Consider the following 23,270-nt stretch of genomic DNA (forward strand, 5'->3'; position numbering starts at 1 on the left):
TTTCGATATCGTAAAGCTCACCCTCAGAGCCTTCCATGCTGCGTTCATGCTGCGTCGAGCCGCCGCGATAGCTTGGTAGCCCTCGAAACTAAACGGAATGTTTGCGAACCGCTCTGCGTCGGAATCTTACGAGGACATTGCAAGTCTTGCGATGAAATCGGAGCTTTTCAGACGTTTTGTTGACTAGGGCGGCAGGATTCGAACCACGTCTGGCGAATCAAAATCTGCTGCCCATGGTCATCATGGATGTATGCTTCACCCTAGCCGAGTCGAGACAGGATACCGTGGTGTATTCACTTCACCGACTGAGCTACCGGACCGTTTCCGGCTATTTCCGGCACATTACGACAACGTTCGCCGGAGACACGCTTGCGATCGACCAGCCCGCCGCCATGCGTCGCTAAGGGAACTCCGGGTTGAGGATGACATTGTCAATTAGCCGAGTCGTACCGACATAGGCCGCAACGCAAAGAGCTGCAGGAGCACCCAAGGGACTTTTCGCAGGCTTGAGCGTATCGGCATCGACGAGCTCGAGGTACTGCAACCGGTCAACTTTCTCCAAATGCCGCCTGACAAGTGCTAGAAGCTTTCCGACGTTACGCTCACCTTCACGAAATTGAGCCTCGGCCGCCAGCAGTCCGCGACTGATCGCAAGAGCTTGCTGACGCTCTTGCCTGTCAAGATATCGATTTCGGCTGCTCATCGCCAGGCCGTCCGCCTCCCGAACGGTCGGCACCGTAACGATCTCGATCGGAAGATTGAGATCAATTGCCATATGACGCACGATCGCGCATTGCTGAAAGTCCTTCCGACCGAAGAACGCGACGTCAGGCTGCACCATGTTGAACAGCTTGCATACCACGGTGGCGACACCCCGAAAATGCCCGGGCCTGAAACCTCCACATAATGGCTTTGCGAGCTCACCCGGCTCGACGAAGGTCTCGAACCCTGAAGGATAGATCTCCTGCGCATCTGGCGCGAAGATGATCTCGACGCCGGCATCCCGGCACAGCTTTTCATCGCGCAGAAAGTCGCGCGGATAGGTGCTGAGATCCTCGTTTGGTCCAAATTGCGTGGGATTGACGAAGATGCTGGCGATCGTGACGTCGCATTGAGCTCGGCTGGCTTCGACCAGCGCCATGTGTCCATCGTGAAGGTAGCCCATGGTCGGAACGAATCCGATGCGCATATCCGCCTTGCGAGCTTGTGCAAGAGCGCGGCGTAGTTCAGCAACTTTTGTGATTGTTTGCATATTGGCTTAGATCAGGTCCGGCTGGAAGGCGTCCAGCTTGCGATCGCATCGCGAAGACCTTCTGGAAGGCGATAGGACTCATTTGATGCCGGGAATGCCTCTTCGCGCACATCCCCAACCCAGCGCGACAACGCCTCCTGCAGCACCTTAAAGCCGTCTGCATAGGACCGAACGAATTTGGGACGATGACCCTCGATCAGGCCCAGCACGTCGTGAAAGACGAGCACCTGACCGGAACAGTCAGGACCGGCGCCGATTCCGATGGTCGGTATCGTCAAGTACTCAGTTGCTCGAGCAGCGAGCTCGGCCGGCACCCCTTCCAGAACCAGAGCGAAGCATCCCGCTTCCTGCAGGCAGTACGCATCATCAAGCAGCCGCAAGGCATCATTGGCCGTTCGGCCTTGCACCTTGAAGCCTCCCATGACATTGACACTCTGCGGGGTCAGGCCCAAGTGGCCCATCACCGGAATTTCGCAATCGACCAGAGCGCGCACCATTGCCGCTCGCTTGGCCCCGCCCTCGAGCTTGATGGCGTCTGCGCCCCGCTGCAGGAACCCACCGGCGTTCCGAATGGTTTCCTCCGGGCTGAGGTGAAAGCTGAGAAAAGGCATGTCGGCCACGAGCAAAGCACGAGACCTTGTGCGAGCAACCGCATCAAGATGATGGTTCATCATGGCCACGCTAACAGGTAGCGTGTTGTCGAATCCGAGGCAGACATTGCCGACGCTATTCCCAACAAGAAGGATGTCGACAATGGGGTCGGCGATGCGGGCCGAAACGGCGTCATAAGCGGTGGTCATTGCGATACGCCGCCCCTCATCCTTCCATCGCTGCAGCACTGGAATGGTGACTCGTTCGCCAGACGACTTCGAAATGTGGCTCATCGTGAGTTTGATCCGTCGAGTGAGGCTCATCCTGAGGGGTCGTGGCTTGGTAAGGAGAACGGGGCAAGTGTCAATTGCGCGGAAAAAAAAAGCAACTTTGCGTATCAAAACCCCACTTTGACGGATTAGAACCCCTAATGATTGCGCGATCATAGGAGGAAATTTCTCTTGATTCGCTTGGGCAGAGCGTCGCTGCGTTGCGCCGGGCGGAGAATACGTCGAAGTATAGACCGGGCATATTGAACGGATCCGCGCACCAGAAGAATCGTAGCGCGCGCGGCTGGGCGAGGTCTGTGCTGTCGCGGCTGGCGTCAACCGGGCCGATCCCTATCGCGCGATCAGGCATTAGGCGTCGCGCGCCACGAGCCGCCAACCGAAATATCGTCCGACCTCGCGCTCACCGAAGTCCGGGATGTGCTTGAATCGATCGGCGATGTTGTCCGGCGTGCGCTCCCGCGATGGACTAGATAGCATTCCCTCCGCAGTTGGGGTGGAGTCCGCAGCTGGCACTTCCTTGCAGGCGGCAGTGTGGCTACGAGGAATGCGTGAAGCTTGCGCAAAGTCCGTCAGCTGACGCCCCGGACAGTTGTGAAACGCATCGGATGAATTCCGGCGGTAAGCTGGCTCGAGTGGCAGGCTCCTCCGCACTGAACATGTCAGTCGACAACACGCCTTTGACGGCTTGAGCCGATCGTAAGAAAGTCACTCATGCTCCTCAGCGAAGCGAGCATGTCGGGTCGGGCGCGCACGGAAACTCGACGCTTCGGCATGCGGTTGCAGAGGCTGAGGGGTTTCGCGTCAGCCAGCATTGGAGGTCGAAATGGCCTAGCCGCCGCTCGTTGAAGGGCTAATATCTCATTCCAGACCATTCGAGACAAACGGGGCCTCAGTGGCACCTCAGATTTTCGTCTTGTTCCGAGCCACATGATGGCGGAGCCTACGAAACGCCTCCTTGAGGTCGACGCTCATGCCCCACAATGCTGGTCTCAACGTGAAGAGCTCGACGCTCGCCCGTTCTGTCTTCTCGACTCCACACGGCATCGGTTCGGGCGCGACAGACACCGGGTCTTTGGTCAGAGCGACCAAAGCCGTCTCAGCCACGCGAGTTTCAGCATCCGGTGGTTTTTCGAAGTCAAGCGCTATTCTGGCTCGGACGAGCCCTTCGACGACGTCCGAGCCGTGACCGGTTATCTTCGACACACCGACAATGCCGCCAATGGAGCCGCGGGACAACGACTTGAATTTGATGAGGTCGGCCTCCTCAAGTTGCTCGCAAATGGTACGGATGCGATCGAGACTGACGGGCTCAAGGCCCCCGAGGTTCATTTCGGAGGTAGGTACCCAGCCGTCATTGCTGTGCCGCAGCCGGTGAAATGCCGAAAGCAGATGCGCTCTAATCCTGGCGTCCGACAACATTGATTTCCTCCTCCTGGCGCAGCGCATCTTGGATTTCTGGCTGCGTCGGATCGAGCTCCTCCTGCTCCAGCCAATTGGCGCCCGGGTGCCGAAGATATGCGGCGAGATCAGCGATGGCCGACGAACCGACGTCGGAAGGCAGCCTGACCCGGTCGGCTGGCGGCTTCCCTAGTTTCTTGGCGATCGCCACGGACATCAGGTGGGGTCGCAGTTCTCTCGCAAGCGAACTCTCGATCGTGCGGAATATCCAGACGCCGTCCGGATCGATGTCGGACCAATGGAAGAAGGGGACATCCGCGGGCAGTGAGGCGGCGAGCGCTTTCAAGGCGCCCTGCGTCGCCAAGGACGGGTATCCTCCGACATAGATCGTTACTCCGGAACGCTGCGGATCCGCCTCGGCAACGTGACGGTGGAAGCTGGCAAAATTTTCGATTGTCAGGACGTATCGGGGCTGCCCACGAAATCTCAGTCGCGTGGCCTCTGCTGGAGGAATACCGAAATAGAGCGGGGCAGCGGCTGACAGCTCGGCCATGTCGAAATCCAACCGCCCCGACAGCAACATCGGTGGAGCGAACTTCTCGAGACCCAGCGTTCGTAGCGCATCCCTCGGGCGAGCGGTCGGCGGAAGCTCCAAGGCTCCGCTCAAAATCCTGACCACCGGTCCTTCCAGTCGCTCCAGTGCTTTGCTGTCCCCGGAAAACCGTCGGGAAAAAGTACGATAGTCGAGACCCGCATGACGATATTCCAAGATCGCCTTGGCCATGACGAAGGCCGGCCTGAGGCGATCGACATCACCGAGCGAGAACCCTTGCCACTCTCGACCGCGAGACCATGCGGCCCGAAGGGTTGCCAGCGATCCTTCGAACTGGACTGGCAGTTCCAGTCCTTGCAACAAACGCCCGGTCGCCTCGTCGGTCAGCTCACCGACCGGTCGACGCTTGAGCATCGCGTACAGCAGAGCGGGCTCTTCCAGCCTGACATGCTTGATCTGATCGCTTTTGAGGCCCCGCTCCCGCGTGATCTTGATAGCCCGCTGCTCCTCCGCCTCGCAAAGCTCCTTCGTAAACTTGTCCATCTGCACGACGTCGACGAACCTGCCATAATCGGGATAGCCGATCGGCCGTTCCGCTCCTGCCTCGTGACGGTCGAGAAGATCGGCCATCAGCGCGCGTGCGTCGGTGAACCGCCTGGACATCCTACTCCGCAGCCATCTTCTTGAGTTCGTCGTCGGACATCAGATCGGGGTCCATGGCCCGAAGCTCCTTTCGGGCCCGCTCCTTGAGTTCGACGACGCTCGCCCGTGCACTTTCGCCGATGCGATCCACCTCGACCACCGTATCGATGTGCTCGAGAACCGCGACGCGCTTCTCGTTCGGAGCAGCGATGACGATCTGTAGCCCGAGCTTCTTGTAGAAGCTCATCATCTGCCGCTGGTTTTTCCCATCCATCTTGGAGAAGGCTTCGTCGAAAATCGCCACCGACATGCCCGAAGGGCGACCGGCCCCTGACCTCCCGCTTCCATAGACCGAGGCAAGCGACGCTCCGATCGCCACGTAGATCGGCACCTGCTGCTCGGCTCCCGAGCCGGTCCCGCGGCGCGTCTCCCATCTCGTCGTCCGGCCGGACACGATATCTTCCATATGGATTTCGAACGTAAAGAAGTTGCGATAGTCCTCGAAGACGCTGAAGTCCTTGTCGGGATCTTCCAGCAATGCTTCGATTTCCCGCAGCGTGTCCCGGTGCGGAAATTCTTCCGGCACCTCGTCACCCTTGAAAAGCATGTCGAGCGCTTCCGGAGACGTTTTGCTGATCTCGACGATCTTCAAGATAGGCTGAAACTCGACCAGACGGGTATGATGGAACGAATATCGTTCGTTGTGGAACGGATGATCGGTCAGGCCGTGATTCATCGCTGAGAGCTCGCGCTCCATCTTGCTGATCCTTGATGTCAATGCATTGATGAACTCGCCGCGCAGCAGCGTCGCCGCCTTGTCCGCAGCTTCGCGCGCCTGGCGCTCGTAGCGCCTTAGCTCGTTCTCCTCCATCTCCCGGATCAACAACTCCACCCAAGGCTTGACCTCGCGCAGAGGCTCGCTTTCGGTCCCGACGTTAGAAACCACGCCAAATTTATCGAAGTAGTGCCCCAAAGCTTGTCGGACGCGTCGTTCAATCCCGATGCGATCCTCATCTGCCCGGCTTGCCGCCTTCGCAGCCTCGATGGCGATGGCTCGATGGCGGTCCAAGATGAGCTTCGCGGAGAGGGCCTCGAAGCGGGCCCGATAAGAGCTTCGTCCGGAATTGCGGTCATAGAGCACGCGGTACTGCCCGTACAAGGACCAAGCGACCTTCATGCCGAGCTTGGAGCCTGGGGTACTGTTGCCGGATTCGATCGTGTGGTTTGCGATATCGGCCGCCCTTGTATGCTTTAGGTACTCTCTCTCCTGCGTCGTTCGCTCTTCTAAGCGGCGGCGTTTGAGATCAAGTTGAGCTTGCCTTTTCTTCCTCAGACCGCCATCGCCGGCGCCGTCCAACGCAGCGATGCGCTGCTCGACCTCCCGACGTTCGAGCGTCGACTTTCGGTATTCTTCGACGATGCCTTTGAATGAAGGCTGCTTGTCGTCGAATATCCGCCCCAGCTGCACGTGCGCCGTATCGGCAAGCCTCGCCGCGGCGTCCGACCGGGCGCAATCCTCCAAAAGCTGCTCGGCTTGTTCCTTCAGGTCGTGAAAAGCCTGAATCTGCGCTGCTTTTCCGATCTTGAAATCCGACGGCTCGGCGGCCCGGTGGGTGCGTACGAGCCCGTCATCGTAAAGGCCGTCGATCATCAGAGCCCGGCCTGGCTCGTTGAACTGAGCGATCGTCTCGGCCAGCCGAACCGTTCCGTGCCGCCTGATGATGAAGGCAATGGCATCGTAGTCGTCGGATTTGAAAAGTGTCGGGAACGAACCCGGCCGAGGACCGGGACCGTTGGGGTCCAGCTTGTTCAAGCTCACGAGCGATGCACGGCGGAATTCCCGCCGCCCGTCCTTGAACAGGGCGGTGGCGCGCGCCATATCGGAACGATCGACGAAGACAGCCTCTCGATCGCGCCCCAAGAGACCTTCGGCCGCCGCTGTCCAAGCGACATCGGATAGTTCGACCAAATCGCAGAGAACGCGGGGCGACATTCCCGCCAGTCGGAGCTTGCGGCACAAATTCCTGGTGTCGTCGCTCAAATGAACCGAGCCTTCGCCGCTCGAGTGCAGCCGAAGACGCTCCTCGAGGGAGCGCAGTCGTGCCCTCTCCTCCTCGACCTTGCGTATGAGGTCCCTGCGAGCCTGATCGACCCTTTGCAGCGACGTCCGATCGGAAGCGAGCAACCGGGATTCAGCATCTAACAGGAGATTCACAGGTCGCTCGACGGAGGCGTCCTTTGCCGCACGCGTCAGAGCGGAAATCAACGGAATGAACTCGTCAAACCCAAAGCCCTTCATCGCGCTCAGCGCCTGCAGGGACCGGACGGCATCGAGCCTGCGCTCGAACTCGATGGCAGCGCGGTTGATGGCCTGCGTAGCGGATGTCAACGACTGATCGAGCGTCGCACGTCCGGTCTTCGCATCATGCTCGGAGATCGCGATGTCCAACCTTCTAATTTCCGCATCAATCCCCTTCAACTCCTCACCGAGGAAATCCATTTCCGATTTGGCCGCATCACGTTTCGCCGATTCCTCGTTGAATTTTGCCAGCTCGTTCGCGTAGGCGCCGCGTGCCGCGAACCAATCGGCGCGCTTCGATATCCATTGTTCACGGGCCTTTCGCTCATGGGACTCGGCTAGCTCCCCAAGGATTCCTCGCAATCCGACCAGGGCTTCCAGCTTCTCGCGCATCGTCCGGATCGTGTCGTTGATGTTGCGATAGGTGCGGATCGACTCCCGGAGCTCTCCCACCTTCATGTTGTTCTTTTCGAGGATGTAGTTGCGCACAAATTCGGTCGCCGTCTGATCGTGATCGAGCGTCATCGCGTTGACGACGGCCTTTTGGAGCGAATTCGCGTTCTGCTCACCCACCACGGAGGCATGCGGAACCAGCTTACGCATGTATTCCCGAACATAGTCGATCGCCTTGTCGCGGTGGTTGACGAAGTTCTCCTGTCCTACTGCCGACACGATCCGACTTCGCACGTTGTCCCAGTCGGCCGGGAACCGCTTACTGTCTCGTACCTCGACGAAATCGTCGGTCGTCAGTATCTTGCCGGATACCACGAAGCGACCGAGAACGGTCTCGTTCGTCTCGGATCGCCGAGCCTCGATCGCCATGCCGATCGACACCGGAGAGCGTTTTCCCTCGGTGTCCACAAATCCCAGGCAAATGTAGGTTCGAGCTTGGTCCCGCTTACGCTCATCCTCCCCTAACGCGCCGAGACAGTAGTCCACGACGGTTCGCTTGGAGGCGCTACGGCTCTTTCCTTTGTCACTCGCTACCGCATTCAGGCGCTGGACGTTCCGGTTTCCGCCAGTCAGGACGACCTGAGCCATGTCGAGTATAGTTGATTTTCCGGAACGGTTCTCACCGAATACGCCGGTGTGTCCTGCCAGATCGATGTCTTGGCTATCGAAGAGGTGCCATTGGACCATGGCCACGTGACGCAACTCCATCATGAGTCGTCTCCGTCCATCGACTGTGGGGCGCTTTCTTGCGATCGAACGTAACGTTCGATTCGCTGCAAGGCGTCCGATCCGCTGATCAGCTTGATCATGGGGCGTATTGCAACTTCGATGTCCTGCGCGTCGCCGTCGAACTCGCCGAGATCCACCAAGCTGCGCTGAGAGGCTTCCTTCAAAATCTCTCGGAACCGCGAAAGCGAAATCGAGCTCGAAGCGTTGGGCTGAACCATGTCCTTGTAGCGGTCGAACAAACTATTCAACGTCGTAACGACTATGGCCCGGTCTTCGACGGCGCCAACGTTCACCTCGTCCTGCCAGTGGGCGGCCAGCACCAGGATGACGATGGTCTCATCAAGCTTCATGCGGGGCAGCGGCACATCGTCACCCAGAGCTGTGATTCCGGCCCATTGCGCTTCGGTGTCCCGATGCACGCGGTACCCGCAACTGTCGAAGAACTCGTCGATGACCGATCTCAACCGACCATCCATGATCGCGTTGTAGATCGTGCCCGTCCTTGGATCGCCGGCAAAGACGAACTGGCGCCTCAGGAGGAAGTGCACCGCCTTCCTGAGATCAGCCGCCTTTTCCGTGCCGAGGGTCCGCTCGATGGCTTCGAATTCACTGAGCATGCCGGCGTCTCGTGGCAGCATGGCGCCTGACGATGAAGTTGGCGCAGCGTAGCCACTCGCTGTCGTGTGGAGGAAGATCGGAAGCTAACTCGAGCTCGAAGTGAACGCCTAACTCGGGGGGAATTTCATTGGTCAATGCATACCTTCGCGCAGCGTCAAAAGCCAAGAAATCGTCCACCGTCCTCAGCGTCATGAAACGGGCTTCTCTGGTGCCCGCGGCAGGCACCTGGGTTTCGAGGAAGCGGCGGACATCCTCGGGGCCGGGTGAGATGCGGTCGATGTACAGCGAACGTAGTTTCTTGCGGATCTCGTAGAGCGGATCGCTGGGCCAATCGCCCAGGGGCCGCAATTCGATGGGCTTACGTGGCTCGCGGCTCGGCGCATGGTGGAATTCCGACCAGGGGGATCGGAGTTGTTCGAGACTCCACTCAATTGTCGCGTTCGGATGGCGACCGCGGGCAATGAGGCCGTCGAGCCGACGAACCAGATCGCCCGCTCGGCCCACCAATCCATGGGTGCCACGCTCGGCATACTTTATGGTGTTCCGGACGCGCGCTTCCAGTTGGCGACGGAAGACCTCGATCCGTTCGAACATTTCGCCGATATGGCCGAATGTACTCTCAATCGCCAAGAGGTCACCTTCGACGTCGAGGATCGCTTCGGACATGGATGGAGAGATGCTGTTGGATACATACTCTTCCGACAAGACCTGCATGGTTGAGGGCGTATGGGCGATCTTCCTCGCAAGATCGACGATGGTATCCCTGAAACGATACGGATGATTGAATGTCAGGATCGCCTCGAAGTCGCGCAACAGGAGTTGCTCAACGAATTCCTCGAAAAACGCTTCGAGCCGATCGCCGACCGTCTTCGATTCCATGACCGTACGACGGATCCTCTTGAGATCAGACAATATGGCCCGAAGGCTTTTGGTGAACTGGTCGACCTGGTTGCGAGCTTCCCGGAGCGCCAGTGCGACTTCCCGTTGTTTCCGGTCGACTACTTGAGGATTGAGTTTCTCGACGGCTTCGAGGTTCACCCGGACGGTGACGATGAGCCCACCGAACCGTTGAGAAACGTCCTTGTTCAGACTGGCCAACCTCTGGATCACCAAGAGCGGTCCCATCGACATGTCGACGGTTACGCGCAGGCCGTATTCCTCCTCTTCCAGCCAGCCCCAAGTGATCAGTCGTTGGTAAAGCTGCCGGGCGATGAGGAGTGCCCGGTCCGCAGTCTCTGTCTTGATCTTGGCGGAGCGCTTTATGCGCCGGCGCCCAGCTGAAACGATCTCCGGCAGTTGCTCGCCGAAATCGTCATTCTCGCTCCAGAGCGACGGATTGGCCCGCATCACATCGTAGATGGTGTGCGTGACTTCCTGCGGGGTTGGGTAAGCGGGAGCGCCCGAAAAGAAGCGCTCGTACAGGTCCAGCAAGATGAGGGAGTAAAGATGCTTGTGCTCTCGCGAAAACGCCAGAAACGCATCGTCATTGAGGTACCTGAATAACAAGGCTCACTCCCCCCGGAAGTCGCCTTTTCCGGTAGGCTATCCTTCCGAACCCGTTCCCTTTCCGTTCATGCTAAGGCGACAAGCTGCGGTTGTCCACCCGCGGGATTCCCCCCTTTGGGAACAACGCTGGAACCGCTATCCCCTTGACGGTTTATATTTCTATATATGTTATCATCTCGACGGGATGATAATTTGGTTATTACTATGAAGACCCTAGGATCTCAATCCGCTAAGCTGGTGCAAACACTGCATGACGAACGGAAATCGATCTTCACGATCAAGGATGCTGCGCGAATTCTGCAATCGCCGAAGAACGTGGTCTCGAACATGCTCGGAAAGGCGCAGCAACGAGGTATCGTCACTCGTCTCCAGAGGGGTTTGTACACCCTCGTGCCTGCGGAGCTAGGTAGCGAAACTGTCTACGCTGGCGATCCCCTTGTCGTTGCGGACCACCTACCTGGGGAGCGCTTGCACTACCTTTCCCATGGCACCGCACTTGCCATTCATGGAATGACGCTACAGCCACGAATTGTGGTGACCGTCTCAGCCGTTGGTTCCCCCTCCCGCACCATCAACGTCCAGGGCACGGAAATCAGAATCGTCAATATCCGCGAGTCCCAAGTCTTCGGAATCGAAAAGCATTGGGTCGATCCAGGAGTTTCGGTTCAGGTCAGCGACGTAGAACGGACCATTATCGACTGCCTCCGCCGGCCCGACCTATGCGGAGGGTACGCCGAAGCAGACGTCGGAACGTGGATAGTGCGCGATCGCGTGCGAACACAAACACTCGTTGACTACGCACTTCGGCTGAACGTCGGCGCCGTGATCCGACGTTTAGGCTACCTGCTGGACTCCTGCCAAATAGGAACCGAAGATGACCGCGCAAGACTGACCGAGAAGCTCTCCGCGACTTACCATCCGTTGGATCCGTCGCTTCCGGCCGACGGTCCTCATAGTGCGAAATGGCGGTTGAGACTCAACGTCAGTCGGGAGGAGCTAGAAGCGCAACGAGGGAGCTGAACGCAAATGATCGCCCACCGAGAACTATCGTTGATTTCGAACAATCTCCTGAAGAGACTCGGCGGACGCCGCATTCCCGATGAAACGATCGAGCTCGACTATGCGCTAGGATGGTTCCTATGCGCAATGCCGTCGCATCCGCAGGGGGCACAGGGAGGCTCCGAGCGAGGGTCTCCCCCTGGGATGCGCGTGGACGCCCTTGCCGGCACGCGCTGCGGGCCTATTCACCCCGACGTTACCGGCCGGGTGGCGCCAAACTTTCGGGGGAAGTAGCTCTCGCAACGACGGCCATAGCTAGTGTTGTCACAGCGCTGGATGGGGCAGCGCGGGCCCCAAACAGGCTCTTCGATGATCGGCGCCGGCTTGGCCATTTTGCGTGCGCGCCTCGGTTGCAATGGTCGGTTGGCGCCCATAGGCTAAGATCAGCGGGGAAGTGATCATGCCAAGGACGCCGAGGCCTAAGCCGAAACCCGATCCCACACCAGATTGGGTGACCGCCGTCGTTAGATGGCTCGGCATTACTACGACGCTGATAGGGGCGGTTAGCGCGCTCCTGCTCGCGCTCGGCAAATTCGGCGACGCTGCTTACGCACCTTGCAAATCGTTTCCATCGCTTCCGTGGTGTGCATCCAGCACCCTTTCGTTGATCCCCTTCGACTCCGGCACCACGGATGGCGGCCATAACCAAGGTGAGTATTGTGAACCGAGAGCCGCCGCCTACCGGGCGCAAAACCCGGATTTCACTATCACCTGGCGGGGCTCGGAAACAAATCACAAGGACTTCTGGGGTCACGTCACTTACAACTATCACTGCGAATTTGTCGCCGTGCCAAACGGCCGAAGCTTGGGAATTTGGATGATAATCGGGGGGGGCGCGATCGGGCTGCTGGCGTTGCTGTTCGTCTGGTGGCGACGTGGCGGTTTCCGTCTTCGGGCCGCCTGACTTAGGCCTTTTGCTGCGGAGCGAACGGTGGCAGATGTGGAGACCACGAAGCGGCTATCAGCGATGACAAATCAAGGCTGCGATCGAACACCTGTATAAAGGTCAGCTCGAGTGTGCGATTACCCTTGCTGCTGCGGGCGAAGGCCAATTGCCTGAGTCGACGGTTGAATATCTCTTTCGGCTGCTGCGGCGATTGAGACCTCAGGAAGACTTCAACCTTTTCATCAATTGGCTCAAACACCCGTCTGGCCCCGACAAGGCGACCATCTGAGGCGGTTCTCATTATCGCGAGAGCGATTCAGAAGTTCGTCGCCGCTTACGAGGCGTCGTGCAGAGAGTTCAACGAGTTCAGCGATTGGGCAGTGGCGCAAGGACATATGCCGAGGCCCATCATCGAACCACGATATCCGACAGCCAAGAAGCCGACCACGGCCAGATAGCAGTGCTCAATTATGCTGGCAGCCATTCGAACTCAGCTCTTTCAGAGCACGCGATGACCTTGTCGCAGGCGGCTTCGAGCGGTCCACTCTATCGAATTTGCAGCCATTCCAAAGCTCCTCCGCCCATTTCTTGTTGATCTTTTGTGATTGTTCGAACGAAATCCCCACGCCGTTCACCCAGCAATACAACAGCTCAATAATCCTGAGCGAGGCCTCAAGCACAGGCTTCTCGTCACCGACCTTCATCGGTGCGATGATTTCTCCGTTCTTTTCCGCATTGGTTTGGTGAGATAGTGGGCAACGCGCTTATTGCGCAGATTGCGGAACGACTTTAGTTGCGGCGATGATTTGACCGCACGTGCTTCCGCGATCGCTTTGCGGAGACCTTCGACAACCTCGGTCGCGTGCTCCTCTCCTCGCGCAGCATTGTACTCCTTGAGCATTCGCGCTGCGATCTCTCGCTCTTCAGCGGTTGCGTTGAGATCCATCGGCTCCGGCGCGCTGCCGTACATGGCCCGCGCTGCATCGGCCAAGGCGTTGATAACCTTGTCATCGTCGACGAGCTCGACAACGCTCAGGATGGTTTCATTATCAACGTGGGGCTGGTCCCCAGAAGGCAATGAGCCGCACCATCTCGATTTGGTGCATTGCCTCGCGGAAGGCATTGAATGCATTTGCAGCATAGGACCGTGGTATCTGCTTTGAGAGCGCATCGGAATAGACCACAATCGCGTTGTTCTCGCGGAGATAGAGCAAGTAGTGGGCATGCTCGACCAACCACTCGGTTAGGCGTTTGGCTTCGGCGATGCGTTTATTGACGTCCCAGGTTTCAAACATGTTGTTCATTCTTGCATTGGCGGTTTCCTCAGACTGCAATTTCACCGGCGCATCCCATGGCACAAATCTTTCGTTCGTGCTGGTCGCTTGGCCGGCACGGCGTTCGGCAGCGGCCTCGCGTCGCCGGCGGTGAGGATCTCGCACTACCTTGGCTTCGATGATCAACGGCTTGAATTGGCCCCAATCGATTTTCCATTTCTTCTTGCTGCGCAAACACCAAATTCTGAAGGAGCGCACGACACGCCGCTCGAATGCAGCACGGGTGCACTTGTTGATCTTCATGAGGTGGCGAATCAACCGTCGCTCCGGTCGGCGACATAACGCCTATCGCCAAGAGCTGCCGTATACGCCCTCAATGCTGAACCGAGTGGCAGACGGTACAGATCACGTCGATACCAACCAGAGAGGCAACGCCGCTGCGAGGCTTTTCGACGTACTTCCAATTTTCGTGGCCTTGCAGGCGATCCGTCCCGCCACCGATGGCACATTTCCCCAGGGCAGATCGGATCGCCCTTGCTTTAGCCAGCGACCGGGCCCCAGGCCGACCACATTGGAGCGGAGATTTTGCCCCCAAAGCGGAGCCAGAATGAGTTCTAGACGGAGCTTGTACCTCTGAGCCATCACTTGCCCCTGGCTCTCGGCGCCTTTACGACCACATATGAATCGCTAAGACGGTGATAATACCTGGCAATGTATATGAAAGTTCGTGTTCGCGACCCACTAGAATCCGTGTTATAGTTCACTCATGACCAACAAGCGCAAAGGCTCCGGCATCAATTCTTCCTCCCGTATCTTGGGAGACAGGACTTTTGCGGCCATCTCGGCTGTCGAAGGGCTGAAGCTCGGCAAGGCTTCTAAGGAGCGTCAGTCGGCTCTCAATAAATCGAAACTGACGCCCGCCCAAAAGAGGGCTGAGGTTTTGAGGGCATACGTCCAGCCGAAGGGCCGCTAGCGCTCTTGAGTGGTTATGACGTCTTTGACGATCCCTATTGCTATAAGGGCACATCTGTCCTCAAGAACCGGGCCCGCCTCAGGGATGCGAAAACCCTGGAAGCGTTCGAGCTCGAAATGATGGCATTGAGATCGCGAGAGCCTCTACCTGAGGGGCGCTTTACGCCATGGCATTATAGAAGCATCCATCATCATCTGCTCCAGGACGTTTACACCTGGGCCGGGAAGTACCGGACCGTCCGTACAGCAAAGGGGGCAACTGGTTCTGCTACCCCGAGCACATCGCCTCAAGCATGAATGAGCTGTTCAAGAAGCTTGAGCTTCCGGCGTTAAAGCCTGGCACGGGAGTCGCAGACTTCTTGGGAGCAGCCGCCGATTTCTTAGCTGAACTCAATGCCATTCATCCGTTTCGCGAGGGAAACGGCAGATCCCAGCTGGCCCTTATGCATCTTCTCAGTCGCCATGTCGGGCATCCACTCAACCTTGATCGAGTCAACGCCAAAACGTTCATGCCCGCGATGATCGCGAGTTTCCTTGGCGATAACGGTCCGCTCAGGATCGAGTTGCAGAAGCTTCTGTGATCCGCCCTAGCTCGGTGCCAGCCTGCCGGGCCCCAGTAACCGACGCGCACGCGAGCCGTACTTTCAGGTCCTCCCGAAAGGCGGGGTCCTTGCGCCGACTTTCTATGTGCTCGCTGATTGCGGCACGAATCACATCCGAGACGGCGGCCCTGCTCGACCGACGCAACGGTTACGAGCGCTTCGGCCTGCTCGCCGCGGGGAGCGAACGTCAGTTGATGGCGATCTTCGGCTGGACGACTGGCAAAATGGCGCAGCACTACACGTGTTCCGCCGACCGAATCTATGTAGACCGTCGGCTCCGGTGGAGACCAATTCTTTCGTCATTACGATACGCGGCGTATGCCCATTGTTGAACGGATGGACCAGATGCCTGGGGATACCGCAAGGCAAATCGCCGGCTGAAGACGGAAGAACCAACTTGCGAGGCCGACAAAACGCTGCCTATCGCTGGAGACCGAGCCGCCGAAGCCGGTAGTCGAGTTGCGCCCGACTGATCCGAAGCGCCCGCGCGGCGGCTGAGACGTTGCCGCCGGCCCGCGCCAAAGCCGTCTCGTAAGTGGCGCGCTCCACATCCGCAAACGAGGCGCCGTGGTCGGGTGACAACGCAGGCGGTGCCTCCGTCGGCGGCACACCATCTGTGTGAAGCGGCATCCGTCCGAGCCGGCCTTCGCTGGTGAGCTGGATGGAGAATGGCGGCAGAAGCTCCGAACCGCTGAAGAGATGGCCGACGTCGATCACGCCACCCTCGTCGGCATAGACCACCCCGCGCTCGATCAGGTTCTGCAATTCGCGGATGTTGCCGGGATAGCTGTACTTGAACAGCGCGTCCGTCGCGCGCCGGCTGAAGCCGGTGAGACGCCGGCCGTGCCGCGCGCTGTAGAGATTGAGGAAATGCGCCATCAGCAGCGGAATGTCGTCGCGCCGCTCGCGAAGCGGCGGGATAACGATCGGAAAGACGCAGAGGCGGAAATAGAGATCCTGCCGGAAGCGGCCGGCCGCAACTTCTGCCGTGAGATCGACATTAGACGCTGCGACCACGCGGACATCGAGCGAGACGGTCTTTGTGCCGCCGACCCGCTCGATCTTCCGCTCCTGAAGCGCGCGCAACACCTTGCCCTGCGCCGAGTAGGTCAGCGAGGCGATTTCGTCCAGGAATAGCGTGCCGCCCGAGGCGCGCTCGAAATAGCCCGCGCGCGAGGCAATGGCGCCAGTAAATGCGCCTTTCTCGACGCCGAACAGTTCGGACTCGACGAGCTGCTCCGGGATCGCGGCGCAGTTGATCGCAACGAACGGACTGGCATTGCGTCGGCTCATCGCATGCAACTGGCTGGAGAACAGCTCCTTGCCGACGCCGGACTCGCCGACGAACAGCACGGTCGCATCAGTCGCCGCGACACGCTCGAGCTGACGCCGCGTGCGAACGAAGGCCGCGGAGACGCCGACCGCGACGTCGCCCTTTGCATCGACCTCGGCCGGCGTTTCCTGCTCGGCAACGGGCATCTTGGCCGCCGCGTGAAGCGGACGGCTCTTCCATTCCAAGCCAAAATACTGCCGCTCCGGCGCGTCGTCGCCCCAGGCATCGGCATGCTGACCGATGATCACGCAGCGCGGCGCGCCCATGCCGGCGCATTCGATCTCGCGGAAGATCACGGGCGAGCCGAACAATTTTGTGGTGTAGCCCGCGGGATAGCCGATCTGGAGCCAGCACACCGGCTCGTTGGCAAGACCATAGCTCGCGACATGCTCGGCGGCTTCCGATGAATCGTCCCAGTAGAACTCGCCGAAATAGGTGCCCTTGTCGCGGTCGAACTCGAAGTGCCGTGTGGTGACCTTGACGAAGCCCTCCAGCGTGTGCACCCGCGGTCCGGCGGCCAACGCGTGGGTCAGGTCCTCATGCGGAAAGCGCTTCTGGACCAGCGCGGCATCGCGCGCGCCTTGCATGTAGCCGACGCGCATGAAGATCGCCTTGGCGGTCTCCATGCCGAAGGCGTCGATGATTTCGGCACGCAGCCGCCCCAGCACCTGCGATTGCATCAACACCATGCGCTGGTCGTTGAGCCAGATGCGGCCATCGCCGAGCGCAAAATGCAGGGACTCCGCGAGATCATCAAAGGTCGGCGGCGCACCGGTGTGAAGCTCGCTGCTCGCACCCCGGCTGAGGATTTGCGCCGAGCGGCGCGAGGCCTCGGCGAGCGAAATCAGGAATTCCTCGTCGGGCATGCCTGCGCTTTCCAATTTCATCAAATAGTGAAATCGAACTTAGAGGAATTTCATTATTTCATAAAGAGACTTGGCGCTGGCGTGATATCTCGAACGGACGATATCCCTTCGACGCCGAGTCCATCCATATGAAATAATTCAACTATTTTGCCAATCCGGAACGCCGCCGCAACTCGGAACCGGACGTGGCACCGGCCTTGCTATTCCCCCGGCCAACGGGAGGAAAACGGAAACAGGAGGGCCGGCGCCTACTTGTGACCTGCTTCCCTCCCTCAACGCCGCAGGCATCGCCTCGCGGTCCTGCAACGAGAGCCCGCTTTGGCGCGGGGACAAGGGAGGATTTTTCGGTGAACACACAGGCTCACAACTTCATTGCTGTCGAGCAATGGCAGGGCAAGGCGTTCCTCGGCGACTGGTCGGCTACCTGCGGCGGCGTGACTGACGTCAACAATCCCGCGACGTGCGCCGTGCTCGGCTCGGTCGGCATCGGCAATGCGACCGATATTGCGGAGGCGGCGCAGCAGGCGCGCCTCGCCCAGCCGGCCTGGGCAGCCAGGCTGCCGCTCGAACGCGCTGCAATCCTGAACAAGGCGGCCGACCTGCTCGAGCGCAATGCCGAGGAGCTGATCGGCTGGATCATGCGCGAGAGTGGCTCGATCCAGCCGAAGGCCGCGATCGAGATCGAACATGGCGCCGGCTTCGTGCGTCATGCCGCCGCCGTTGCGCTCGAGCCGAACGGAATCCTGTTGCCGTCGATGGAGGCGGACCGGTCGAACACCGCCAAACGCGTGCCGCACGGCGTCGTCGGCGTGATCTCGCCGTTCAACTTCCCGCTGGTGCTCTCGATCCGCGCCATCGCCGCCGCGCTCGCGGTCGGCAACGCGGTCGTGCACAAGCCGGATCCGCGCACGGCAGTATCGGGCGGCATCATCATCGCGCGCATCTTCGAGGATGCCGGGCTGCCAAGCGGCGTGCTCCAGGTCGTGCCCGGTGGCGCGGACGCAGGCGAAGCCATGTGCGCCGATCCCAACATCGCGATGATCTCGTTCACCGGCTCGGCCGCCGGCGGCAGCAAGGTCGGCGAGGTCGCCGGCCGCCATCTCAAGAAGGTCCAGCTCGAGCTCGGCGGGAAAAATTCACTGATCGTGCTCGACGATGCCGATCTCGATATCGCGGCGTCCAACGCCGCCTGGGGTTCATTCCTGCATCAGGGGCAGATCTGCATGTCGACCGGTCTCGTGCTGGTGCAGAAGAGCATCGCCGAAGGTTTAGCCAATCGCATCGCAGAGAAGGCGCGTCATCTGCCGGCCGGCGATCCCTCGACCGGCCGCGTCGCGCTCGGACCGATCATCAGCGATGCACAGGTCGCAAAGATCCAGTCCATCGTCGATGATGCCGTCGCCGCGGGTTCGCGGCTGCTCGCCGGCGGCGGCCATGACGGGCGCTATTATCAGGCGACCGTGCTTGCCGATGTGAAGCCCGGCATGCTCGCCTTCGGGGAGGAGATTTTTGGCCCCGTTGCCTGCCTCGTCAGCTTCGAGACCGATGATGAGGCGGTCGAGCTCGCCAATCGCTTGGACTATGGGCTCGCCGCAGGCGTTATCTCCGGCTCGCTGGCGCGCGCCCGCGCCGTCGGCGAGCGTTTGAACGTGGGCCAGCTCCACATCAACGACCAGACGGTAAATGGCGGCCCGTTCGCACCGTTCGGCGGCCGCGGCCGCTCCGGCAATGGCAGCCGCATCGGCGGCCCTGCCATCTGGGAGGAGTTCACTCAGTGGGTGTGGACCTCCGAGAAGCCGCAGGCAACGCCCTACCCGTTCTGATCCTGCGCACAGCATCCGGCGTGCGCTGCGCCGGATGCCCGTTCTCCCAATTCCATCGCAACATTTCCGACCGGAGATCCCATCATGAAGATCCGTGCCGCCATCGCCCGCGACAAGGGCGCGCCGCTCAGCCTCGAAAGCATCGATCTCGAAAATCCCCGCGCTGACGAAATCCTCGTGAAAGTCGCAGCGACCGGCGTCTGCCACACCGACCTCGTCGTCCGCGATGGCATGCTGCCGACGCCGCTGCCGGTCGTGCTCGGCCATGAAGGTGCCGGCGTCGTCGAGGCCGTCGGCGCTGCCATCACAAAGGTGACACCCGGTGATCACGTGGTGATGACGTTCAATTCCTGCGGCACCTGCCCGAGCTGCCGCGACCACGCGACCACTTACTGCCACGAATTCTTCCCGCGCAATTTCTTCGCGACGCGGGTCGACGGCACCAGCGGCCTTTCCAAGGACGGCGAGCGCGTCAACGGCAACTTTTTCGGCCAGTCGTCCTTCGCAACTCACGCGCTGTGTCACGAAGCCAATGTCGTGAAGGTGCCAAGCGATGTGCCCCTTGAGCTGCTGGGCCCCCTAGCCTGCGGCGTGCAGACCGGCGCCGGCGCCGTGATGAACGCGCTGCGCGTTTCACCCGGAAAGTCCTTGGCTGTGTTCGGCACCGGCTCGGTCGGCCTGTCGGCCTTGATGGCAGCGGTCGTCGTGGGCGCGACGACGATCATCGCCGTCGATACCAAGCCGTCGCGGCTGAGCGTCGCCAAGGCGCTCGGCGCCACCCACACGATCGATCCGACCAAGGTCAATCCGGTCGAGGAGATCATGCGCATCACCGGCAGCGGGCTGAACTTTGCGCTCGATACGACCGGCCTTCCAGCCGTGATCCGCAGCGCGGTGGAGAGCCTCGGTCCGCGTGGCGCCTGCGGCATCCTGGGCGCCTCGGGCCCTGATGCCGAGATCGTTCTCAACGAAACTCACTTCATGAGTGGCGGCCGTCGCCTCATCGGCATCGTCGAAGGCGAGTCCACCCCGGACACGTTCATCCCGATGCTGATCGACCTTTATCGGCAGGGGCGCTTCCCATTCGACAAGCTGGTGAAGTTCTACACGCTCGACGAGATCAACCAGGCGATCCATGCCTCCGAAACCGGCGAGGTCATCAAGCCGATCGTGCGGATGAGCTGAGCCTAGCAAATCCAATTGCCATCGCAAACGAGCGGCCCCGCCGGCGAAAGGAGTGACATGTGCAAGGAACAGCTCGCAGCCATTCTCAAGATCAGCGCCGAATTTCCGCCGCCCGAAAATGCCGGCCCGCCCGAGATGCGCGGCTGGTTCGAGGCGATCAATGCGCAGACGCCGATTCCCGAGGGGATCATGATCGAGCGCGTGGAGGCGGGCCCCGTGGGCGGCGACCTGATCCGCTATGCTGGCGCGGACGACAAGCGCCTGATCATCTACTTCCATGGCGGCGGTTTCTTCTTCGGCTCTTCGCGCTAGCACCGCGTAGTGGCCGCGAATCTCGCGCGGGCGTCAGGCATGGGCGTGCTCGCCGCCGATTATCGGCTGGCGCCGGAACATCCCGCGCCGGGCGCGCATGATGATGCGTTCAGCATCTACAAATGGGCGCTGGACCGTGGCTATGCCGCGTCTGCCATCGCGCTGACCGGTGATTCCGCCGGGGGCAATCTTGCGCTCGCGACCGCCGTACGGGCCCGCGATGCGGGCTTGCCTCGCCCTGGCGCCCTGGTGCTGATGTCGCCGGCGCTCGACTTCACCGGCACGAGCGAATCCTATCGCACGATCACCGATGCGCCGTTGCTGACCCCGCAATTGATGGGGCTCTGCACCAATGTGTATGTCGGCAAGGCGACCCGCGATCACCGCTGGCGACGCCGTTCGACAGCGACCTCACCCAGCTTCCAACGGCGCTCATCCATGTCGGCGCCTGGGAATTGCTGCGCGACGACAGCATCACGATTGCCAGGAGGCTGCGCGAGGCCGGTGGCGTGGCAGAGCTCAAGGTCTGGGACGGGATGTGCCATTCCTGGCGATGCTCGACGAGGGCATGGCCTCGATCGAGGAGGCAGCGAGCTTCGCGCGAGCGCATCTGAAGGCGTAGAGAACGACAGCCAGCGCGGCGGGCGAAAGAGATCGCAGCTCGATAGAGGGGATGCGCCATTCTTGGCAGCACTCCCATGTCCCAGCTGGTCCTTGGGCTGCCTCAGGGAGCAGTTTGCGTTTTCTGCAAAAGGCGTTCGCAGTCCCTGGCTCGGATGCTCAACGCACTGGCCAACCGCTCAACGATCTCATTCTCAAGCCCCTCCTTTTTCGCGCGCGCGTGAATGTCCGCTACAAGGTCGGGGATCTGCTTGGCCATGGAAACCAGACTTGCAACAAGTTCATCCGCATCGACGCGCGTCTCGCGCGCAAACTTTTGCCATTGGCGCAAGCCGATCTGATCGAGTTTGTATTCCCCACCGACTTTCATCGCGAGCTTGATCTTGCGCAGGTCGATGTCTTTGTAGGGCAGAATGCTGGCAACGTCGTAAAGCGGCGCAAGCCGGACATGGGGGCCGCTGGCCAGGAGCAGGGAGTAGTTCTTGGCGTGCGCGTCAGTGCCGCCAATGAGCCAATTGAACCCCAAGGCGTTGACGAATGTCTCCACGTCGGCCGCCCGGTCTGTGGAGTGGGTGCGCAGGAGCTCGACGACGTCGGACGGGGTCGGCCCACCTTCATTCTGGTACTTGCGGGTCGGCAGGATGCCCATGGCCTGGCAGATGTCTTCCTGATGGACTCGAATGATGTCGTTGCCGCTGACGTGCCTGTCGTAGCGCTCAACGACGATGGCGATCTCGTTCTTGAACCGCATGACCCCTGTATCGGCCACCGGCAGTCCGAGGTCTCGTGCGAGCCGCAGGCAGATATGCTCGTTCTCCGCATGTCCGTCGAAATGCCCGGTGGGCGGCTTCAGGATGTGCGTGGTCGGAACTCGTCCGGATGGAATGCCCCATTGCCCCTTCTTCAATAGAAGGGCCGTCTTCGGCTGTGCACCTGCAAGGCTAAATTGTCCCGTGTCACGCGGCAGGCGCCATGCCGCGTGATCTTCGCGCAAGGCCTTAAGGCGTTTGGCGATCTCCGCCTCGTCGAGCCATTCGGTCTTGTCGTCCTTGCCGCTTCGCAGAGCTTCGAGACGATCTGATGCAACGAACTGGATGGCGCCCGCGCAGTCTTCCCCTACGTTGGAGATGAGCGCGAAGACGTTGCGGGCGGAAACCTGGAATTTCTTGGCCCAGCGATCGAGCACCTGTTCATTGTCGGGCAGAAGGCCCCACAAGAAGGCCTGTACGACGGCCGAACCATGTTCCTGTGCGGCCAGCGGCATCGAAAGCGAAAGCGGGTAAGCTCCGGCTGATCCACGCCAATCATCGTTATAGATAAAGGCCAACCGGCCGCGCGCATCGTTGCGCAGGCGGCCGATTTCACCGCCGTCCAGAAGTGCGACAAGCTCGTTTGTCATGTTCTGCTCTTCTTGGCTTTGGCGACGATGGCGTTGATGTCGATGGCGCTACGGGCTGATCCGCGGCTGGTCATCTGCTGGTCGTCGGCATCCAACGGAATGCCGAGGGCATCGAGCGCCCGCAGCACGAGCGCCAGCTCCGCGCGCGGGTGGCCATGCTCGATGTCGATGACCCACTGACGGCTGACGCCGATCCGCTTGGCTAGGGTCGACTGGTCGAGCTTTAGACGTTTGCGCCTGTCCCTGATGACGGCGCCGAGGTCGGCGGGGGTGCGAATGAGCATGGATGATCCAATGTCAGCGTTCGCTTACATTAACATATGTCAGCGCTCGCTGACAATCGATAATTGTCGCCGTTCGCCAACATTCTTAAATGTCAGCGATCGCTGACATTCCCAAGAGATAACCGAGTCCAATGGGCGACATTCAGCCACAGATCCGAGCGGAGCTAGCAAAATCTAAGTTTTCATCGGTTTCTCTTCCTTAAGTTGTTCCTGACGACGAAATGAAGACTTCAATAGTCTATGGCGAGAGAAACCGCCCCTTCGAGAGGACTTAAGTCGCGCTGAGGATAATCTTGAATCTACCGTTGCGGGCGGCCACGCAT

At 60.1% G+C, this 23,270-nt stretch carries 21 protein-coding genes and 1 pseudogene; 8 read left to right on the forward strand and 14 right to left on the reverse strand.

Annotated features, from left to right (window positions below; genetic code table 11):
• Positions 1-400: 400 nt before the first annotated feature.
• The 7 genes from panC to AYJ54_RS18405 form a co-directional block, all read right to left on the reverse strand.
• Positions 401-1,252 (reverse strand): pantoate--beta-alanine ligase, encoded by an 852-nt coding sequence (gene panC / locus AYJ54_RS18375; protein ID WP_063700840.1) that lies wholly within the window; start codon positions 1,250-1,252, stop codon positions 401-403.
• A gap of 11 nt (positions 1,253-1,263) precedes the next feature.
• A complete protein-coding gene (gene panB, locus AYJ54_RS18380) occupies positions 1,264-2,136 on the reverse strand; it encodes a 3-methyl-2-oxobutanoate hydroxymethyltransferase (protein ID WP_063700959.1) in 873 nt (290 codons plus the stop codon).
• 897 nt (positions 2,137-3,033) lie between these two features.
• The gene (locus AYJ54_RS18385) at positions 3,034-3,552 is read right to left on the reverse strand and encodes a hypothetical protein (protein ID WP_136623782.1); all 519 of its coding nucleotides are present in this window, start codon (positions 3,550-3,552) and stop codon (positions 3,034-3,036) included.
• The gene (locus tag AYJ54_RS18390; RefSeq protein WP_245329065.1) at positions 3,530-4,714 is read right to left on the reverse strand and encodes a Wadjet anti-phage system protein JetD domain-containing protein; all 1,185 of its coding nucleotides are present in this window, start codon (positions 4,712-4,714) and stop codon (positions 3,530-3,532) included. The genes AYJ54_RS18385 and AYJ54_RS18390 overlap by 23 nt, the downstream gene beginning before the upstream one ends.
• 34 nt (positions 4,715-4,748) lie before the next feature.
• Positions 4,749-8,189, reverse strand: a complete 3,441-nt coding sequence (locus tag AYJ54_RS18395; RefSeq protein ID WP_063700844.1) for an SbcC/MukB-like Walker B domain-containing protein — start codon at positions 8,187-8,189, stop codon at positions 4,749-4,751.
• A complete protein-coding gene (locus AYJ54_RS18400; RefSeq protein WP_063681770.1) occupies positions 8,186-8,824 on the reverse strand; it encodes a DUF4194 domain-containing protein in 639 nt (212 codons plus the stop codon). The genes AYJ54_RS18395 and AYJ54_RS18400 overlap by 4 nt, the downstream gene beginning before the upstream one ends.
• Positions 8,814-10,331 (reverse strand): Wadjet anti-phage system protein JetA family protein, encoded by a 1,518-nt coding sequence (locus tag AYJ54_RS18405; protein WP_136623783.1) that lies wholly within the window; start codon positions 10,329-10,331, stop codon positions 8,814-8,816. Before AYJ54_RS18405 ends, AYJ54_RS18400 begins: the two co-directional genes overlap by 11 nt.
• 204 nt (positions 10,332-10,535) lie before the next feature.
• Between AYJ54_RS18405 and AYJ54_RS18410 the strand changes: the two genes are divergently transcribed.
• Entirely contained in the window at positions 10,536-11,351 is an 816-nt protein-coding gene (locus AYJ54_RS18410) for a type IV toxin-antitoxin system AbiEi family antitoxin domain-containing protein (protein WP_063700846.1), read from the forward strand.
• 490 nt (positions 11,352-11,841) lie between these two features.
• Positions 11,842-12,294 carry a hypothetical protein gene (locus AYJ54_RS18415; RefSeq protein WP_063700848.1) on the forward strand — a complete coding sequence of 151 codons (453 nt, stop codon included), beginning with the start codon at positions 11,842-11,844 and terminating at the stop codon, positions 12,292-12,294.
• A 1-nt stretch (position 12,295) separates the two neighbouring features.
• Here the strand turns inward: AYJ54_RS18415 and AYJ54_RS18420 are convergent, their stop codons facing one another.
• From AYJ54_RS18420 to AYJ54_RS18435, 4 genes are all read right to left on the reverse strand, one after another.
• Positions 12,296-12,535 (reverse strand): hypothetical protein, encoded by a 240-nt coding sequence (locus AYJ54_RS18420; RefSeq protein WP_136623784.1) that lies wholly within the window; start codon positions 12,533-12,535, stop codon positions 12,296-12,298.
• Between the two features lie 205 nt (positions 12,536-12,740).
• A complete protein-coding gene (locus AYJ54_RS18425; RefSeq protein ID WP_063700852.1) occupies positions 12,741-12,980 on the reverse strand; it encodes a hypothetical protein in 240 nt (79 codons plus the stop codon).
• On the reverse strand, positions 12,977-13,354 hold the full coding sequence (locus AYJ54_RS18430) for a hypothetical protein (RefSeq protein WP_063700854.1): 378 nt from the start codon (positions 13,352-13,354) through the stop codon (positions 12,977-12,979). The genes AYJ54_RS18425 and AYJ54_RS18430 overlap by 4 nt, the downstream gene beginning before the upstream one ends.
• Entirely contained in the window at positions 13,326-13,853 is a 528-nt protein-coding gene (locus AYJ54_RS18435) for a hypothetical protein (protein WP_063700856.1), read from the reverse strand. The genes AYJ54_RS18430 and AYJ54_RS18435 overlap by 29 nt, the downstream gene beginning before the upstream one ends.
• Positions 13,854-14,316: 463 nt before the next feature.
• On the opposite strand from AYJ54_RS18435, the gene AYJ54_RS50765 reads away from it, so the two are divergent.
• Positions 14,317-14,523: a hypothetical protein gene (locus tag AYJ54_RS50765; RefSeq protein ID WP_063700858.1), complete on the forward strand. Its 207-nt coding sequence runs from the start codon at positions 14,317-14,319 to the stop codon at positions 14,521-14,523.
• A 292-nt stretch (positions 14,524-14,815) separates the two neighbouring features.
• On the forward strand, positions 14,816-15,103 hold the full coding sequence (locus AYJ54_RS53700; RefSeq protein ID WP_347336773.1) for a Fic family protein: 288 nt from the start codon (positions 14,816-14,818) through the stop codon (positions 15,101-15,103).
• Between the two features lie 441 nt (positions 15,104-15,544).
• Here the strand turns inward: AYJ54_RS53700 and AYJ54_RS18450 are convergent, their stop codons facing one another.
• Positions 15,545-17,323: a sigma-54-dependent Fis family transcriptional regulator gene (locus AYJ54_RS18450; RefSeq protein WP_201724212.1), complete on the reverse strand. Its 1,779-nt coding sequence runs from the start codon at positions 17,321-17,323 to the stop codon at positions 15,545-15,547.
• A 347-nt stretch (positions 17,324-17,670) separates the two neighbouring features.
• Between AYJ54_RS18450 and AYJ54_RS18455 the strand changes: the two genes are divergently transcribed.
• The 4 genes and pseudogenes from AYJ54_RS18455 to AYJ54_RS54010 all read left to right on the forward strand — a co-directional run bounded on the left by AYJ54_RS18455 (position 17,671) and on the right by AYJ54_RS54010 (position 21,257).
• Positions 17,671-19,146 carry a benzaldehyde dehydrogenase gene (locus AYJ54_RS18455; RefSeq protein WP_063700863.1) on the forward strand — a complete coding sequence of 492 codons (1,476 nt, stop codon included), beginning with the start codon at positions 17,671-17,673 and terminating at the stop codon, positions 19,144-19,146.
• A gap of 84 nt (positions 19,147-19,230) precedes the next feature.
• Positions 19,231-20,331: an NAD(P)-dependent alcohol dehydrogenase gene (locus AYJ54_RS18460; protein ID WP_063681759.1), complete on the forward strand. Its 1,101-nt coding sequence runs from the start codon at positions 19,231-19,233 to the stop codon at positions 20,329-20,331.
• A 57-nt stretch (positions 20,332-20,388) separates the two neighbouring features.
• Positions 20,389-20,643: a hypothetical protein gene (locus tag AYJ54_RS51315; RefSeq protein WP_201724213.1), complete on the forward strand. Its 255-nt coding sequence runs from the start codon at positions 20,389-20,391 to the stop codon at positions 20,641-20,643.
• A 39-nt stretch (positions 20,644-20,682) separates the two neighbouring features.
• A pseudogene (locus AYJ54_RS54010) lies at positions 20,683-21,257 on the forward strand (alpha/beta hydrolase fold domain-containing protein).
• A gap of 110 nt (positions 21,258-21,367) precedes the next feature.
• Here the strand turns inward: AYJ54_RS54010 and AYJ54_RS18470 are convergent.
• Positions 21,368-22,663: a type II toxin-antitoxin system HipA family toxin gene (locus AYJ54_RS18470; RefSeq protein WP_063700865.1), complete on the reverse strand. Its 1,296-nt coding sequence runs from the start codon at positions 22,661-22,663 to the stop codon at positions 21,368-21,370.
• A complete protein-coding gene (locus tag AYJ54_RS18475; protein WP_063700867.1) occupies positions 22,660-22,947 on the reverse strand; it encodes a type II toxin-antitoxin system Y4mF family antitoxin in 288 nt (95 codons plus the stop codon). The genes AYJ54_RS18470 and AYJ54_RS18475 overlap by 4 nt, the downstream gene beginning before the upstream one ends.
• Between the last annotated feature and the right edge of the window lie 323 nt (positions 22,948-23,270).

The sequence above is a fragment of the Bradyrhizobium centrolobii genome (genome assembly GCF_001641635.1).
GTDB lineage: Bacteria > Pseudomonadota > Alphaproteobacteria > Rhizobiales > Xanthobacteraceae > Bradyrhizobium > Bradyrhizobium centrolobii.